15 protein-coding genes and 2 pseudogenes are annotated in these 17035 nt (G+C 65.0%); 12 read left to right on the forward strand and 5 right to left on the reverse strand.

Annotated elements, in window-relative coordinates; all coding sequences use genetic code 11:
* Window positions 1-157: 157 nt before the first annotated feature.
* From ACVWYI_RS08585 to ACVWYI_RS08605, 5 genes are all read left to right on the forward strand, one after another.
* Window positions 158-2974, forward strand: coding sequence for a hybrid sensor histidine kinase/response regulator (locus tag ACVWYI_RS08585; protein ID WP_456661682.1), 2817 nt, complete (start codon window positions 158-160; stop codon window positions 2972-2974).
* 108 nt (window positions 2975-3082) lie between these two features.
* Window positions 3083-3553, forward strand: a complete 471-nt coding sequence (locus ACVWYI_RS08590; protein WP_354047561.1) for a chemotaxis protein CheW — start codon at window positions 3083-3085, stop codon at window positions 3551-3553.
* A gap of 72 nt (window positions 3554-3625) precedes the next feature.
* Window positions 3626-3991, forward strand: a complete 366-nt coding sequence (locus ACVWYI_RS08595; protein ID WP_007600538.1) for a response regulator — start codon at window positions 3626-3628, stop codon at window positions 3989-3991.
* Between the two features lie 75 nt (window positions 3992-4066).
* Complete coding sequence (locus tag ACVWYI_RS08600) at window positions 4067-5266, forward strand: protein-glutamate methylesterase/protein-glutamine glutaminase (RefSeq protein ID WP_456661683.1); 1200 nt, start codon at window positions 4067-4069, stop codon at window positions 5264-5266.
* Complete coding sequence (locus tag ACVWYI_RS08605; protein WP_354047557.1) at window positions 5263-6135, forward strand: CheR family methyltransferase; 873 nt, start codon at window positions 5263-5265, stop codon at window positions 6133-6135. The genes ACVWYI_RS08600 and ACVWYI_RS08605 overlap by 4 nt, the downstream gene beginning before the upstream one ends.
* A 43-nt stretch (window positions 6136-6178) precedes the next feature.
* On the opposite strand, the gene ACVWYI_RS08610 is transcribed toward ACVWYI_RS08605, so the two are convergent.
* The 4 genes and pseudogenes from ACVWYI_RS08610 to ctrA form a co-directional block, all read right to left on the reverse strand.
* On the reverse strand, window positions 6179-7339 hold the full coding sequence (locus ACVWYI_RS08610) for a glutathionylspermidine synthase family protein (protein WP_456661684.1): 1161 nt from the start codon (window positions 7337-7339) through the stop codon (window positions 6179-6181).
* A 3-nt stretch (window positions 7340-7342) separates the two neighbouring features.
* Window positions 7343-7744 (reverse strand): annotated as a pseudogene (locus tag ACVWYI_RS08615) (hypothetical protein).
* Between the two features lies 1 nt (window position 7745).
* Complete coding sequence (locus ACVWYI_RS08620; protein WP_247348967.1) at window positions 7746-8150, reverse strand: DUF350 domain-containing protein; 405 nt, start codon at window positions 8148-8150, stop codon at window positions 7746-7748.
* 167 nt (window positions 8151-8317) lie between these two features.
* Complete coding sequence (gene ctrA, locus ACVWYI_RS08625; RefSeq protein ID WP_007600544.1) at window positions 8318-9019, reverse strand: response regulator transcription factor CtrA; 702 nt, start codon at window positions 9017-9019, stop codon at window positions 8318-8320.
* A 450-nt stretch (window positions 9020-9469) separates the two neighbouring features.
* Between ctrA and fliI the strand changes: the two genes are divergently transcribed.
* The 7 genes and pseudogenes from fliI to ACVWYI_RS08660 all read left to right on the forward strand — a co-directional run bounded on the left by fliI (window position 9470) and on the right by ACVWYI_RS08660 (window position 15672).
* Complete coding sequence (gene fliI / locus ACVWYI_RS08630; RefSeq protein WP_247348966.1) at window positions 9470-10795, forward strand: flagellar protein export ATPase FliI; 1326 nt, start codon at window positions 9470-9472, stop codon at window positions 10793-10795.
* A 121-nt stretch (window positions 10796-10916) separates the two neighbouring features.
* The gene (fliJ, locus tag ACVWYI_RS08635) at window positions 10917-11336 is read left to right on the forward strand and encodes a flagellar export protein FliJ (protein WP_007606301.1); all 420 of its coding nucleotides are present in this window, start codon (window positions 10917-10919) and stop codon (window positions 11334-11336) included.
* 180 nt (window positions 11337-11516) lie between these two features.
* Window positions 11517-12062, forward strand: coding sequence for a sigma-70 family RNA polymerase sigma factor (locus ACVWYI_RS08640; protein ID WP_247348965.1), 546 nt, complete (start codon window positions 11517-11519; stop codon window positions 12060-12062).
* A 66-nt stretch (window positions 12063-12128) separates the two neighbouring features.
* Entirely contained in the window at window positions 12129-13193 is a 1065-nt protein-coding gene (locus ACVWYI_RS08645; RefSeq protein ID WP_354106957.1) for an anti-sigma factor, read from the forward strand.
* Between the two features lie 155 nt (window positions 13194-13348).
* Window positions 13349-13879: pseudogene (locus ACVWYI_RS08650) on the forward strand (AraC-like ligand-binding domain-containing protein); the annotation flags it as partial.
* A 260-nt stretch (window positions 13880-14139) separates the two neighbouring features.
* A complete protein-coding gene (locus tag ACVWYI_RS08655; protein ID WP_456664495.1) occupies window positions 14140-14310 on the forward strand; it encodes a helix-turn-helix domain-containing protein in 171 nt (56 codons plus the stop codon).
* A 141-nt stretch (window positions 14311-14451) separates the two neighbouring features.
* The gene (locus ACVWYI_RS08660) at window positions 14452-15672 is read left to right on the forward strand and encodes an NAD(P)/FAD-dependent oxidoreductase (protein WP_354047544.1); all 1221 of its coding nucleotides are present in this window, start codon (window positions 14452-14454) and stop codon (window positions 15670-15672) included.
* A 986-nt stretch (window positions 15673-16658) separates the two neighbouring features.
* Here the strand turns inward: ACVWYI_RS08660 and ACVWYI_RS08665 are convergent.
* Window positions 16659-16859: a hypothetical protein gene (locus ACVWYI_RS08665; RefSeq protein ID WP_247348961.1), complete on the reverse strand. Its 201-nt coding sequence runs from the start codon at window positions 16857-16859 to the stop codon at window positions 16659-16661.
* Between the last annotated feature and the right edge of the window lie 176 nt (window positions 16860-17035).

Genomic DNA, 17035 nt, shown 5'->3' on the forward strand with positions numbered 1-17035 from the left:
AGGCGCTTCGGCTTGTCCGGAGCGCCTTATCTCTTTGTTGGTTCCGTTCTTTTGCACATACTCAACCATTATTAAACGCTTTGCGGTGAAGCTGGCCTCATTCCGAAATGGCGCATCACGTCACGTGCGCGCCCTCCCTGTATGAAGGCCTGTTTTCATGGATGATCTGTTGCGGGAGTTTTTGACGGAAACCGGCGAGAGCCTGGACACGGTCGACAATCAGCTTGTGAAGTTCGAGCAGGAGCCGAACAACGCCAAGATCCTGGATAACATCTTCCGCCTGGTCCACACCATCAAGGGCACGTGCGGCTTCCTCGGATTGCCGCGCCTGGAAGCGCTGGCGCATGCCGGCGAGACGCTGATGGGCAAATTCCGTGACGGCATGCCGGTGACCGGGCAGGCGGTGACGGTGATCCTGTCCTCGATCGACCGCATCAAGGAAATCCTCGCCGGTCTGGAGGCGACCGAAGCCGAGCCCGAGGGCACCGACCGCGACCTGATCGACAAGCTGGAAGCGATGGTCGAGCACGGCATGGCCGCAGGTGTCGCTGCTGCTCCCGTGGCCGAAGCGCCGCCGCTGGTGCCGGAAGCACCTGTCGCCGTTGAAGCCGCGCCGACCTCCGGCGTGCTGGCCGACCAGACCCTGGAGCGGCCGCTGCGTCTGGGCGAAGTGTCGCTCGACGAGCTCGAGCGCGCCTTCCGCGAGACCGCGATCGAAGCCCCGGCCCCCGCGCCCGTTGCCAAAGCTGAAGTAAAGGCCGCGCCCGCACCGGCCGCTGAAGCGCCGGCGCCTGTGGCCAAGGAAGCTGCCAAGGAAGCTGCCAAGGGCGCGGCGAAGGACGCCAAGGACGCCAAGGCAAAGCCCGCCCCGAAGAAGTCGGGGGCCGACGAGACGGCCTCCGAGGGCGACCGCATCGCCAACCAGTCGATCCGCGTCAACGTGGATACGCTGGAGCATCTGATGACCATGGTCTCCGAGCTGGTGCTGACCCGCAACCAGCTGCTGGAGATCTCCCGCCGCAACGAGGACACCGAGTTCAAGGTGCCGTTGCAGCGGCTGTCCAACGTCACCGCCGAGCTGCAGGAAGGCGTCATGAAGACGCGCATGCAGCCGATCGGCAATGCCTGGCAGAAGCTGCCCCGCATCGTCCGCGACCTCTCGGGCGAACTCGGCAAGCAGATCGAGCTGGAGATGCACGGTGCCGACACCGAGCTCGACCGCCAGGTGCTCGACCTGATCAAGGACCCGCTCACCCACATGGTGCGCAACTCCGCCGACCATGGCCTGGAGACCCCGGCCGAGCGTCTCGCCGGCGGCAAGGGCGAGCAGGGCACCATTCGCCTGTCCGCCTATCACGAGGGCGGCCACATCATCATCTGCATCGCCGACAACGGCCGCGGCCTCAACACCGACAGGATCAAGGCCAAGGCGATCTCCTCGGGTCTGGCCACCGAGGCCGAGCTCGAGAAGATGAGCGAAGCCCAGATCCACAAGTTCATCTTCGCCCCGGGCTTCTCCACGGCGGCCGCCATCACCTCGGTGTCGGGCCGCGGCGTCGGCATGGACGTGGTGCGCACCAATATCGACCAGATCGGCGGCACCATCGACATCAAGTCGGTGGCCGGCGAGGGCTCCTCCGTCACCATCAAGATTCCGCTGACCTTGGCCATCGTCTCCGCGCTGATCGTGGAGGCCGCCGGCGACCGTTTTGCGATCCCGCAGCTCGCCGTGGTCGAACTGGTCCGTGCCCGCGCCAACTCCGAGCACCGCATCGAGCGCATCAAGGACACCGCGGTCCTCAGGTTGCGCAACAAGCTGTTGCCGCTGATCCACCTCAAGAAGCTGCTCAAGATCGACGACGGCGCCGTCTCCGATCCCGAGAACGGTTTTATCGTGGTGACCCAGGTCGGCAGCCAGACCTTCGGCATCGTGGTCGACGGCGTGTTCCACACCGAAGAAATCGTGGTCAAGCCGATGTCGACGAAGCTGCGTCACATCGACATGTTCTCCGGCAACACCATTTTGGGCGACGGCGCGGTCATCATGATCATCGACCCCAACGGCATTGCCAAGGCGCTCGGCGCCGCCGGCGCCTCGGCCCATGACATGGCCAACGAGAACGGGGCCCATCACATCGGAACGGGCGAGCAGACCACCTCGCTGCTGGTCTTCCGCGCCGGCTCGTCCCAGCCCAAGGCGGTCCCGCTCGGGCTGGTCACGCGCCTGGAGGAGCTGCCCGCCGACAAGATCGAGTTCAGCAACGGCCGCTACATGGTGCAGTACCGCGAGCAGCTGATGCCGCTGGTTGCCATGGAGAGCGTCACCATTGCCAGCCAGGGCGCCCAGCCGATCCTGGTGTTCTCCGACGACGGCCGCTCCATGGGCCTCGTCGTCGACGAGATCATCGACATCGTCGAGGAACGGCTCAACATCGAGGTCGGCGGCTCCAGCCAGGGCATTCTCGGCTCGGCCGTGATCAAGGGCCAGGCCACCGAAGTGATCGACGTCGGCCACTTCCTGCCGATGGCGTTCGCCGACTGGTTCACCCGCAAGGAGATGAAGCCGTCGCTGCACTCGCAATCGGTGCTGCTGGTCGACGACAGCGCGTTCTTCCGCAACATGCTGGCTCCGGTGCTCAAGGCCGCCGGCTACCGGGTCCGCACCGCGCCGACCGCGCAGGAGGGCCTCGCGGCTCTGCGCGCGCAGACCTTCGACGTGGTCCTGACCGACATCGAGATGCCCGACATGAACGGGTTCGAGTTCGCGGAAGTTATCCGCTCCGACAGCAATCTGGGCGCGATGCCGATCATCGGCCTCTCGGCGCTGGTGTCGCCGGCGGCGATCGAGCGCGGCCGTCAGGCCGGCTTCCACGACTATGTCGCCAAGTTCGACCGTCCCGGTCTGATCGCGGCGCTGAAGGAACAGACCGCGGGCGCCGCCGGCGCCTCCGAGCTGAGCCGGGCGGCGGCGTAAGAGCATGATCCGGAAAAGTGTGAAGCGGTTTTCCCTCGCGACAAACCCGGAACGCGTTTGCGCGGAGATCATGCTCCAACAAACCGGCATGGATCAGGAGATACGCACATGACCAGGAAGACCCAGTCCGGCGAAGGCGCCATGGTCGAATACGTCACCGCGATGATCGGCGGCCAGCTGTTCGGCCTGCCGATCTCCCGCGTCCAGGACGTGTTCATGCCCGAGCGCGTCACCCGCGTTCCGTTGTCCTCGCGCGAGATCGCGGGCGTATTGAACCTGCGCGGCCGCATCGTCACCGTGGTCGACATGCGCGCCCGGCTCGGCCTGCCCAGGCCCGAGGACGGCAAGCCGCCGATGGCGGTCGGCGTCGACCTGCGCGGTGAATCCTACGGCCTGCTGATCGACCAGATCGGCGAGGTGCTGCGGCTTGCCGAAGACAACATGGAAGAAAACCCCGTCAACCTCGATCCCCGCATGGCCAAGCTCGCCGGCGGCGTCCACCGCCTCGACGGACAGCTCATGGTCGTCCTCGACGTCGATCGCGTCCTCGAGCTCGCGCCCGAGATGATGGCGGCCTGATACGGCGGCACTACCGCCGACGTACCTGCAATTGGAAGTGCCCCCGCAAAGGGGGTAGAAGCAGAGGTTCACATGCGAACTTGTCTCGTCGTTGATGATTCCAGCGTCATCCGCAAGGTTGCGCGCCGGATCCTGGAGGGCCTCGACTTCCAGATCCTCGAAGCGGAAGATGGTGAGAAAGCTCTGGAAGCCTGCAAGCGCGGCCTGCCCGACGCAGTGCTGCTCGACTGGAACATGCCCGTGATGGACGGCTACGAGTTCCTCGGCCATCTCAGGCGCATGCCCGGTGGCGACCAGCCCAAGGTCGTGTTCTGCACTACCGAGAACGACGTCGCGCACATCGCGCGCGCGCTGCACGCCGGCGCCAACGAGTATATCATGAAGCCGTTCGACAAAGACATCGTGACGGCGAAATTCCAGGAAGTCGGGCTTATCTGAGCGACCGCCCGGAGGCTGAACGGATCCTTCGGCGTTTGTTTTCAACTGAACCGTTTCAGTCCGAGTTGGTGAGTAATGAGCGTTGCGTTCGCAGGTAATTCGACCACGGGTTCGTCGCGCGAAGCCGGCCCGTTGCGGGTGATGATCGTCGACGACTCCGTCGTCATCCGCGGTCTGATCTCGCGCTGGATCGGTGCCGAGCACGACATGGAGGTCGCGGCCTCGCTGCGCACCGGGCTCGAGGCGGTCAACCAGATCGAACGCATCAACCCTGATGTTGCCGTGCTCGACATCGAAATGCCCGAGCTGGACGGCATCTCGGCGCTGCCGCAATTGCTGGCGAAGAAGCGCGATCTCGTCATCATCATGGCCTCGACGCTGACCCGCCGTAACGCGGAGATCAGCTTCAAGGCGCTGTCGCTCGGCGCGGCCGACTACATTCCGAAGCCGGAATCGACGCGCGAGGCGTCGGCTGCGGACATCTTCCACCACGATCTGATCCAGAAGATCCGCCACCTCGGCGCACGGCTGCGCCGGAAGCCCGCCGTTGCGAGCCCGCCGCTGGCGCCCGCAAGCCCGGCGTCAGTCGCACGTGGACCGGCTGTCGCGCGGCCTGCTACGCCCGCACCGGCTCCGGCCATACATGCCCTGTCGTCGGGTTCGCTGACCACGCGTCCGTTCTCGACCCAGGCGCCGAAGGTGCTGCTGATCGGCTCATCGACCGGCGGTCCTCAGGCGCTGATGGCGCTCGTCACCGAGCTCGGTCCGGTGATCGACCGCTTCCCGGTGCTGATCACCCAGCACATGCCGCCGACCTTCACGACCATCCTTGCCGAGCATCTGGCACGCACGAGCCGCAAGCCAGCGGCCGAGGCGGTCGATGGCGAGCCGGTAAAGCCGGGCCGCATCTACCTTGCGCCGGGCGGCAAGCACATGCGCGTCGTGCGCAGCGGCGCCGACGTGGCGATCGCGCTCGACGACGGCCCCGCCGTCAATTTCTGCAAGCCCGCGGTCGACCCGCTGTTCACCTCCGCCATCGACATCTGGCATGGCGCCATCCTCTCCGTGATCCTGACGGGCATGGGCTCGGACGGCATGCGCGGCGGCAAGGACATCGTTGCCGCCGGCGGCAGCGTCATCGCGCAGGACGAAGCCACGAGCGTGGTCTGGGGCATGCCGGGCGCTGCGGCCCATGCCGGCATCTGCGCGGCGATCCTGCCGCTCAACCAGATCGGCGCCCGGGTCAATCGCCTGTTCGCAGGAGACCGCTCGTGACGCCGGTCGACTACGACTATCTGCGCAAGTTCCTGAAAGAGCGCTCCGGCCTCGATCTCTCCCCGGACAAGCAGTATCTGGTTGAGAGCCGTCTGCTGCCGCTGGCCCGCAAGGCTAGTCTTCCCGGCATTCCCGATCTCGTGCTGAAGATCAGGAACGGCGACGGGCGGCTTGCGACCGACGTGGTCGAAGCGATGACCACCAACGAGACTTTCTTCTACCGCGACAAGATTCCGTTCGATCACTTACGCGAAACCATCCTGCCGGGTCTGCTTCGGGCGCGCGCGGCGCGCAGATCGCTGCGCATCTGGTCGGCGGCGGCGTCGACGGGGCAGGAGCCCTATTCGATCGCGATGTGCGTGAAGGAGATGGGCGCAGCCTTGGCCGGCTGGCGCATCGAGATCGTCGCCACCGATCTGTCGCAGGAGGTGCTGGAGAAATCCAAGGCCGGCGTCTACAGCCAGTTCGAGGTGCAGCGCGGCCTGCCGATCCAGCACCTGATGAAATACTTCACGCAATCGGGCGACATCTGGCAGCTCAATGCCGACATTCGCGCGATGGTGCAGTTCCGCCAGCTCAATCTGTTGCAGGACTTCTCCCATCTCGGCACGTTCGACGTGATCTTCTGCCGCAACGTCCTGATCTATTTCGACCAGGACACCAAGGCGGTGATCTTCGAGCGCATGGCGAAGGGACTGGAAGTCGACGGCACGCTGCTGCTTGGCGCCGCCGAATCCGTCGTCGGCATCACCGACGCGTTCCGCCCGATCGCCGACCGCCGCGGTCTCTATCAGCTCAACCCGACGCGCTCCGGCCGGCCGATGGGCGGATTGATGCCGCCGTCGTTGAAGGTCGCCGCGGCGCGGTAAACTGTCTTCCTTGTCCCCACAAGGTGAGGGGGAAGAGCGTAACTCACAAAATCGCATGCGGCAGAAACCGCGAGCCGTTGCCGGTGATCGGGCTTTCATCCTCGCGGATCGACAGGCCGCAGGGTTCGTGATTCACCAGCCAGCTTCCCACCACCGGATAGAAGCCGGAAAAATTCGGCAGCGGTGACAATGCCTGCCGCACAAATCCTTCGGCGCCGTAAGGGCCGGCCTGCTCGTCGAGCGGCATGCCGCCAGACACCAGCGTGACATTGGCGCCTTCGCGCGACAGCAGCGGCTTGCGCACATAGGAGCTTCCGAGCTCGGCCGCCCGCGGATCGTCATCGAAGAAGGCCGGCAGCAGATGGGGATGGTTCGGAAACATCTCCCAGAGCAGCGGCAGGATGCCCTTGTTGGAGAGCACCGCCTTCCACGGCGGTTCGATCCAGCGCGTCGTTGCGTCCTTGAGCTTCGCGCCGAAGGCGTCGTGGAACATCCATTCCCAGGGATAGAGCTTGAAGGCGAGCGCTATGTCGCGGCCGTCGATATCGACGAAGCCGCCGGCCTGGTCGCGCCAGCCGATCGCCTCGATGTCGAGCAGTGTGGTCGTCAGTCCCGCCTGGCGCGCCGTGTCTTCGAGATAGGCGAGCGTGCCGGCGTCCTCGTCATTGCCTGTGGTGCCGGCGAGATGGACATGGCGGCCTGCGGCAATCTGCTTCCACGCTTCGATCAGCCGCTCGTGGATGGAGTTGAACTGGTCAGCGCGTGACGGGATGATTTGGCGATCGATCGCCTGTTCGACCCAGGTCCATTGAAACACCGCGGCTTCGAAAACCGAGGTCGGCGTATCCGCGTTGTATTCGAGCAGCTTTGCCGGCCCCTTGCCGTCGAATTTCAGATCGAGCCGGCCATAGAGGCTGCGGTCGTCTCGTGCCCAGCTTTCGGCGATCAAGCTCCAGAACGCGTCCGGTATCTTCAAGCGCTGCAGATGGCGCGCGTCGCCGATCACGCGGCCGGCAAGCTCCAGGCACATCGCGTCGATCTCGCCGGTCGGCGTCTCGATGCCGCGCTCGATCTCGTCGAGCGTGAAGGCGTAGTAGGCGCGCTCGTCCCAATAGCGCTCGCCATCGATGGTGTGGAAGGCGAAGCCGTATTGTTCGGCAGTCTGCCGCCAGTCGTCGCGCTCGGGGCAGACGATGCGTTGCATGGATCAGCCGCCACCCGAAAAGCCGTGACCAAACGAGCCGAAGCCGCCGCGGCTCACGCCGCCGGAGCCTGAATCGGACGACGTTCCCGACGAGGAATGGCTCGAGGAGTCGCTGCTGAAGAAATTCGATCGCGACGACCAGCGCGAGCCGCCGCCTGACGAACCGCTTCTGCTGCTGCACGCGGCGCTTGCCTGCACCGGCGCGCCTCCGGGGACTGTCGCCCCGGGAGCAGAGGGCTCGCAATTCTGCCGCGGCATCAGCGTCTAGGCGGTGGCGCCGACCGCGATCGTGCCCATCACCAGCAGCGCGACATGGCCGGAGCGCTTCACCGGCGGTTGCGGAGCCGGCGGTCCCGCCGCCGGCCGGCGTTTGCCGAACTCCTTTTTGGAGGGCTTGTCGGCCATGTCAGTAGATCATGCAGGCGGCGTTGAGCAGGCCCGCGGCGAGCGACGACAGCCCGAGCCAGATCGCGGGCGCGAGCTCGCCGGCGGCGATCCGCGCCGATAGGTTCGGCACCGGCACCTTCACCAGAAAGAACACGACGATCTGAACGAGCAGCCCGATCATCGCCCATATCAGGCAGTCCAGCACATTGGCCGAATGCGCGATGGCGCTAACCAGCGGCGCCACGAAGCCCAGCAGGCTGAGGCCGAGCGCGATCGCGGCAGCCGGATCGTTGTCGCGGATCAGCTGGAATTCGTTGTGCGCCGTGATGCGGGTGTAGACGAACAGATACGCCACGATCGCGACCAGCCCGGTGCAGAAATAGACCAGGAAGGCGGGCAAGCCGGCCAGTGATTGCAGGATCATCGTTCCCCCATCGTGCAGCGACCATTCGTCGGCGGGGGAAGGATAGCGGTTCAATGGCGGGCGGACGATGAGGCCGCGTTCGTGTCCCCAAAAAACAAAAACCCCGCCATTTGCGGCGGGGTCCAGGCTGGGAGGAGCAAGCCCCTGGGGCTTGCGACGTAAACTGATCAGGCGGGGATGCGCTCTTCGACCTCGTGCGGCTCGCGCAGCACGTAGCCGCGGCCCCACACGGTCTCGATGAAGTTGCGGCCTTCCGAGGCATTCGCGAGCTTCTTGCGGAGCTTGCAGATGAAGACGTCGATGATCTTCAGCTCCGGCTCGTCCATGCCGCCGTAGAGGTGGTTGAGGAACATTTCCTTGGTGAGGGTCGTACCTTTGCGGAGCGAGAGCAGCTCCAGCATCTGGTATTCCTTACCGGTCAGATGCACGCGCTGGCCGCCGACTTCGACCGTCTTGGTGTCGAGGTTGACGACGAGGTCGCCGGTCTGGATGACCGACTGGGCGTGGCCCTTGGAACGGCGCACGATCGCGTGGATGCGGGCAACCAGCTCGTCCTTGTGGAACGGCTTGGTCATGTAGTCGTCGGCGCCGACGCCGAGACCCTTGACCTTGTCCTCGATGCCGGCGAGGCCGGAGAGGATCAGAATTGGTGTCTTGATCTTGGAGACCCGGAGCTGCTTGAGCACGTCGTAGCCGGACATGTCGGGCAGGTTGAGGTCGAGAAGGATAATGTCGTAATCGTATAATTTACCGAGATCGACGCCTTCTTCCCCCAAATCGGTCGTGTAGACGTTGAAGCTCTCAGACTTCAGCATCAGCTCGATCGACTGCGCGACGGCGCTGTCATCTTCAATCAGCAAAACGCGCATGCCAGTTCCCCATAGTCGCCGCTCCTGGGCGTCAGGTCGGCCGCATTCGCGGCACACAACAAAACGCCTTTGAACAACTGATTCGGATCCTGACAACAGATGGTTAACAAATTCTGATTCTGGAACGCAAGCCCTGTAGATGCAATTTTGGTCGAATCGCCCTAAGGTCTTGTGTACGAAGCAGCTTTCGTTATCCGGTTGCGTTCAAGTTCCACTTTAAGAGACGGGCCTAACCGACTCCCGCGACTCAACCTTCTTCTGAAGGGGAGTCACGCTCAGTCACAAAGACAGTGACGCAATGATTAACGATGCGGGTAAACACGAAGTTAAGCGCCGTTCAGAAATATGGCGAAATTTAAGGTTTTCGCCACGAACCCCCGGGATCGCGCAGGCGATCACCCCATCCAGGCCCTCTTATGAAGGCACTCTCTTAATGAAAGCTCTTGCCGAATGAAGGCGCTGGCCGAACAGATCGGCGATATCGACGGCGTCAATATTTATGGCCGTGTGGTCGGCGTGCGCGGCCTGATGGTCGAGGTGGCCGGCCCGATCCACGCGATGTCGGTCGGCGCGCGGCTCGTGATCGAGACCGGCGGCAACCGTTCCATTCCCTGCGAGGTGATCGGCTTCTCCGGCAACAATGCCGTCGTGATGCCGTTCGCCGGCCTCGACGGCGTGCGGCGCGGCTGCAAGGCCGTTATCGCCAATTCCGCAAATCAGGTGCGGCCTTGCGCGGCCTGGCTCGGCCGCGTCGTCAATGCACTGGGCGAGCCGATCGACGGCAAGGGGCCGCTGCCGCAGGGCCCGGCGCCAATGCCGTACCGCAATTCGCCGCCGCCGGCGCACTCGCGCAAGCGCGTCGGCGCGCCGCTCGATCTCGGCGTGCGCGCGATGAACACCTTTCTCACCTGTTGCCGCGGCCAGCGCATGGGCATCTTCGCAGGGTCCGGCGTCGGCAAATCGGTGCTGCTGTCGATGCTCGCGCGCAATGTCGATGCCGCGGTCAGCGTGATCGGGCTGATCGGCGAACGTGGCCGCGAGGTGCAGGAGTTCTTGCAGGACGACCTCGGAGAGGAGGGCCTGGCGCGCTCCGTCGTCGTGGTCGCGACCTCTGACGAGCCGGCGCTGATGCGCCGTCAGGCCGCGTATCTCACGCTCGCGGTCGCCGAATATTTTCGCGACGAGGAGCAGGACGTCCTGTGCCTGATGGACTCGGTGACGCGCTTTGCCATGGCCCAGCGCGAGATCGGCCTGTCCGCCGGCGAACCGCCGACCGCCAAGGGCTATACGCCGACCGTCTTCACCGAGCTGCCGAAGCTTCTGGAGCGCGCCGGACCGGGCCTGGGCGAGGGCGCCATCACCGCGATCTTCACCGTGCTGGTCGACGGCGACGACCATAACGAGCCGATCGCGGATGCTGTCCGCGGCATCCTCGACGGCCACATCGTGATGCAGCGCTCGATCGCCGAGCGCGGCCGCTACCCCGCCATCAACATCCTCAAATCCGTCTCCCGCACCATGCCGAAATCGGCCGACCCGCAATTCTGGCCGACCATCCAGCGGGCGCGCCAGGTGATGGCGACCTATGCCGACATGGAGGAATTGATCCGGCTCGGGGCCTACCGCGCCGGCTCCAGCCCCGAGGTCGACGAGGCGATCCGCCTGCACGAGCCGCTGGAGGCCTTCCTGCGCCAGCGCAAGGACGAAAATGCATCATTGGCGGACGGCTACCGCCAGTTGGCGCTAATCCTCGGCAATTTGGAAACGGAACGCTAACTTTGTCCCGTCATCATCCCATCCCACAGAGTAGCAGAGCCGGTCTTGGCCCCAGTCGGGCCCGTGGGGAGACCGGTGTTGTCCCACGTGCAGCCAAGGGACTTCTGGGGAGTACGAGTCGATGAAGTCACGTGATACCCTCATTCGCCTGAAGAAATTTCAGGTCGACGAGAAGCGCCGCCGGGTCACCCAGATCGAGACCATGATTGCCGACTTCCAGCGGATGTCGACCGATCTCGAACGCGAGATCTCGACCGAGCAGGAGCGTGCCGGGATCAACGATCCCTCGCACTTCGCCTATCCGACCTATGCCAAGGCGGCGATCCAGCGCCGCGAGAACCTGACCCGTTCGGCCGACGAGCTGAAGGGCCAGCTCGACGAAGCCAAGGCCGCTCTGGCCGAAGCCTTCGAGGAACTGAAGAAGGTCGAGCTCCTCGACGAGCGCGACCAGGCCCGCGAACGTGCCGAGGAAAACGCCCGCGAGCAGGCCGACCTCGACAGCATCGGCCTGATGCGTGCCCGCATGGGCGCCGTTGCCTGAGGCACTAGCCGCCAGACCTGCGAGAATTTTGCAGAACCCGGACCCGGAAGGGCCGGGTTTTCGCATGTGCTGTCCACAGCGTGGCGACGCGCCCCCTTGGTGGTCGGCTTTGTCGCGCGCTATGGTGGCGGAGTGCCAGAGCCTGCGCGGAACGCGACGGGCCGCGCATTGGGGGGCTGAATGCTGACGCCAGCAGAGCTGGTCGGGCTGATTGGGGCGGTAGCGCAGGGCGATCAGGCCGCGTTCGAACGCCTCTACGTCGCCACGCGCGCGAAACTCTTTGGCGTCGTGCTCCGTATCTTACGCCGACAGGATATCGCAGAGGAGGTCATTCAGGAGACCTACGTCAAGATCTGGAACAGCGCCGGCCAGTTCAATCCCGCTCTGTCGTCGCCGATCACATGGATGGCGTCGATCGCGCGCAACCGCGCCATCGACATCGTGCGCAAGAAAACGGAAGTCTCCATCGAGGAAGAGCCGCAGGCGATGGAAGTCGCAGGCGACAGCCCCGATCCGCTGGCGCGGAGGGAGATGACCGAGGAATTGAAGCGGCTCCTGGAATGCATCGGCCGGCTCGAGCCGGACCGTCAAAGACTCGTGCTTCTCGCCTATTACAACGGCTGGAGCCGCGAGCAATTGGCGGAGAAATTCGCGGTGCCCGTCAACACGGTGAAGACGTGGCTCCGCCGCAGCATGTTGGATATTCGCGCATGTCTTGGACTATGAGGCTTGGGCTATGAGGGCTTGGGCTATGAGAGCTCATACTGTGAGGGTGGGTCTGGACTGCAAGTGATGGCCTATACGGAGGACCATATCGCGCTCGCCGCGGAATATGCGCTCGGTACGCTCGACGCCGACGAGCGCGCGCAGGTCGAGACCATGATGGCGGTGGACGAGGCGTTCGCCGAGATCGTGCAGGCGTGGGCGTACCGGATCGGCGTGCTCAACCAGATGGTCGGCTCGATCGAGCCGCGTCCGATCGTGTGGGAGAACATCAGGTCCGAGCTCGCGCGGACGGACTTTGCGCAGGAGCCGCCGGCGCTGCAGGACGTCGCGCCGCCGCTACCGCCATCTGTGCCGGAATTATCCTCGCTCGACACCGTGCCTCCGGAGCTGCCGTCGCAGGATATGCAACAACCGGGGCCGCAGCCTCCCGAAGCGGAGCAGGGCGAAGCCGTGCGCTCCGAGCGCGACGCGATTCCCGACGTCGTGCCGATATTCATGCCGCAGGTCCATGCGCCAGACCCGCAGGTCGCGCGTGTGCCGCCGGCGCCGGTCGCCGACAACAGCAATGTGATTCGGCTCGAGGGCCGTGTGAAGCGCTGGCGCACCATCGCATCCGCCGTCGGTGCACTCGCGGCCGCGCTGCTCGTGACGCTGTCGCTTCAGATATTCCGGCCCGAGGCGCTGCCGGGCGGCTTGCGTCCGCCCGTGCGCATCCAGACGGTCGAGGTGAAGACACCGGCGTCGCTTCCGCCTTCGTCGCAATACGTCGCGCTGTTGCAGGGCCAGGGCGGCGGTCCCGCCTTCATCCTCACCATCGACGGTGCGTCCAGGAATTTTACCGTGCGCAAGGTCGGCGCGACGCCGGAGCCCGGCAAGAGTTTCGAGCTCTGGCTGATCTCCGACAGGCTGCCGGGCCCGCGCTCGCTGGGCGTGATCGGCGCAGGCGATTTCACCGCACGACCGGTGCTCGGTTCGTACGATGCCGACGTCGTCAACGGCGCGACCTACGCCGTCACTGTCGAGCAGACGGGCGGCTCGCCCAACGGGCAGCCGACCTCGGCGCCGGTATTTTCCGGCAAGCTGATCGAGACCGTGCCGCCGTCCCAGCCGCAGGCGCCCGCGAAGAAGTAGACGCGCTGTCGCCACGGTCCGTCCCGCCGTCGCATCCCGACAAGTCCCGCCGAATCCGCCCCCGATTTGAACCTCTGCGCATTTCGCCGCGTCAAATGCCCGGAATTTGCAGTCGGCGCCGCCGATCATGGTGCCGGAGAGGGGCGAGAAATCAGATGGATGCAGCGAAAACGTCGGGCATCTTCGTTCACCAATATGCAGGGCTGCCACACGGCCCGGCCTTCGAACATTGGCGCGAGCGGACCTTCGGTTGCTGCGGCCTGGATATCGGGCCGAGCCGGGGCGACAGCATCGATTGCCGGCTCCAGGTCAGCGTCGTCGATAATATCGCGCTCGCCATTCCCGAAGGTGCCTCCGCGCAATATTCACGCACCCAGAGCCACCTTGCCGACGGCAGCGACGATCTCGTCCTGATCGCGGGCCATGCGGGCCTCGTCCGCGTCGGGCAGAACGGCCATGCCGTGGAGCTTGCGCCCGCGCAGATGGTGCTCGTCGACATGGGCATCACCGGCACCGTCGGCCATAGCGACGAAGATCGCTTCACCACCATCCGCATGCCGCGTCGCGCGCTGCTCGAGATCAATCCGCGCGCCGAGGACAAGCTGTCGCAAGTGCTCTCGGACGGCGCGGTCGCCGAGACGATCTTCCGCTACCATTCCCTTGCCGCCCATCAGGCGCCGCATCTCGATGCCGTCGGCCAGCGCCTCACCGCGCAGCACATGGTCGATCTCGTCGGCCTCCTGCTCGGCACCGACGCCGAACATGCAAGTCTCGCGCGCGGCCGCGGGCAGGCGGCGGCCCGCCTCGATCTCATGCGCGCCGACGTGATGGCTGCGCTTGGCCGCAACGATCTCTGCCTGTCCGAGATCGCCACGCGCTCCGGCCTGAGCCCGCGCCAGGCACAGCGCCTGTTCGAGAGCAGGCCGGAACGACCTTTACCGAATTCGTGCTGGAGCAGCGCCTGCTGCAAGCGCGCAAGCTGCTCGGCGATCCTCGCGCCAGGGTCCGCAAGATCAGCGACATCGCGCACTCATCAGGCTTCTCCGATCTGTCCTATTTCAACCGTGCCTTCCGCAAGCGCTTTGGCGCGACGCCGTCGGAACTGCGCGAGGCCTGAGCCGCGCTGAGAATTTGTGCTGCGCGCCGGTGCCACCGCAGTTGGTCCGCCCGGCCGGATGAGCTATACCTGTCTGAATGGTCAGACGGCTTGATCGTTCGTCGCTTCGTCGTCGCTCTCTTGGGAATGCAGTCAACGGACATGGCGCGTATTGTCGTGCTCGGCGCCGGGTTTGCAGGTCTGTGGGCGGCCATCGGTGCCGCACGCAAGCGCGACGAGATCGGTGCGGCCGGTCGTGACATCGAGATCTGTGTCGTCGATCGCAATCCCTATCACAACATCCGCGTTCGCAATTACGAGGCCGACCTCAGCGAGGTCGCGCTTCCGCTATCGCAACTGCTCGATCCGATCGGCGTCCGTCACGGGATCGGCGAGGTCGAAGCCATCGATCCGGCCCGGCGCGAGATTTCGCTGGTCACGGGTAGCGGCGACGAGACGCTGGCTTATGACCGGCTGGTGCTGGCGCTCGGCAGCGAAGTGATGCGTCCCGCCATTCCTGGCCTTGTCGAGCATGCTTTCGATGTCGACACCTATCCTGCGGCGCTCCGCCTCGAGGGTCATCTCACTTCGCTCGGACGCAGCGCGCCTTCGCCGGGGCGCTCGACGGTCGTCGTGGTCGGCGCCGGCTTCACCGGCATCGAGGTCGCGGCCGAGATGCCCGACAGGCTGGCGCGCGCCGGCATCACCGGCAGCCGCCGTATCATCCTCGTCGATCCCAATCCGGCGGTGGGCGCCACCATCGGCGCGCACGCGCGTCCCGTGATCGAGACGGCGTTGGCCTCGCTCGACGTCGAGACACGGCTTGGCGTCCGCGTCGTCTCCGTCGAGGCCGCCGGCCTGCGCCTGAACTCGGGCGAGTTCATTCCGACGCGGACGGTGATCTGGTGTGCCGGGATGCGCGCGAGCCCCCTGGCGGCGAGCTTTCCGGACGCACGCGATCGCCTCGGGCGCCTTCTCGTCGATCCCCTGTTGCGGGTTGCGGATGTCGGCGGTGTGTTCGCCGCCGGCGACGTCGCCTCGAGCGTGGTCGATGGCTTGCATCCGACCGTGATGTCCTGCCAGTTCGCGCGTCCCATGGGCCGCTTTGCCGGCCACAATGTCGTCGCCGATCTCGCAGGCCTGCCGATGCTGCCGCTGCGCATCGACTGGTACGTGACCGTGCTCGATCTCGGCGGCTGGGGCGCACTCTATACGGAAGGATGGGACCGCGAAGTCCGTGCTATCGGCGCGGCCGCGAAGGCAACCAAACAGACCATCAACCGCAAGCGTATCTACCCGCCGCTCTCGGGGCGCAAGGACGAGCTGTTCGCCGCGGCAGCGCCGACAGTGCAGGCGCCGCCGCCGACTTATGGGGCGCGGTAGGCATCTGATCGGTGGCCGGTTAGAGCACGACGGCCGGGCACCTCCGTCATGGCCACCCCGTTACTGCATCTACAAGCCCTTGCGTTGCGCGACGGGCAAAACACGCGAGTGGTGGGTCAACGCGCAGGACCAAAAATATTCCACTTTACCGAAATTCGGAAACGACGTATGTGTCGCGGCAACCCGGCCCAAGGAAGAGGGGCGTATCGCGATCGTCACGAACGCGGGCCGGACGGCGGTGGACGTTGGTTACATCGGCGCGAAGGGTTTCGCAGTGCGGGCAACCGTGAGCGAAGGCGTCGCGCGCACGACCGGTGTGATCGGCGTACGGCAAAATCGTGTGGTCCTGACGCCCGGGGTCTGTGCGTCAAGTCTTGCGGTGATGTGTGTTGCCCGACCGGGCGCGCGCATCAGTCATCTGCAAGGCGACGGGGGCAATAGTGCATCGCTCCCCGGGGAGAGCACGGCATAAGCCGTCAAACCACTGCGCAGGGAAGGCCGGACGTTTTGGCTTCACCTGTATGCCGCTGTGCAGATCTTTGACTGCAACCTTCGCACAGTGGACCGCGGGTGCCAGCCGGCGCCCGGTCTTCCCTGCGCCCTTTTCAATCGAGGGCAAGGCGACGAAGCAAAGCTCGGGCGAAATGCGCCGCGAGAGGGCGAAGGTGTGTCTACTGAAGAGAGGTCTCGTGCCCCGGACGCTGCGCAGCACGAAGTGATGCGCTGCAGAGCCGGGGCCCATGCATCAGCGGTTTGCGTGGCCTTCTGGGTCCCGGCTCCGCGCAGCAGCGTAAGGACGCTGCAGCGCGTCCGGGACATGAGAGATGAATTCAGTCACTCGACGGAGGTACCCCAGACATGAGAAAGCGCCCGTGGGGGGCGGGCGCTTTCTGTAGTCGACTTGGGGTTGGGGTCGTCTACATATCCACGTGGCGACTTTGGGGGGCTGATAAAGAGCCGCGTGAATTCCTGAAACTCAAATCTCCTTAGCGAACGAGCGAAACGTTCGAACTGGTGATAGCGACCGGCTTGCCGGCCTTCATGACGCGAGCGGTCTGGGTCAGGCCTTCGTCTGAACTCGTACGCGCCGTGATGCCGAGACCCGCCACCACGATGCCGGCAACGAGCGCGACGACCACGATCTTGAGGTGGGTCGACCGATCTGCGCTGTAAATCGAGTGGTTCATGGAAGGCTCCTGCCGCCATCTACCGGAAGTGGTCGCCTGCTTGTTTGGACAGGTTCATACTCCCGGTGCCCAACAACCTAGTATTGGGCGGATTCGTTCCCAAGAGGCGATCACAAGAGCGTGACAAGACGTGAAGAGCCGCGATCAAAAACGGCCCTTGTTCGTGCGATTTCGCA

This window comes from Bradyrhizobium sp. LB13.1 (assembly GCF_054056815.1).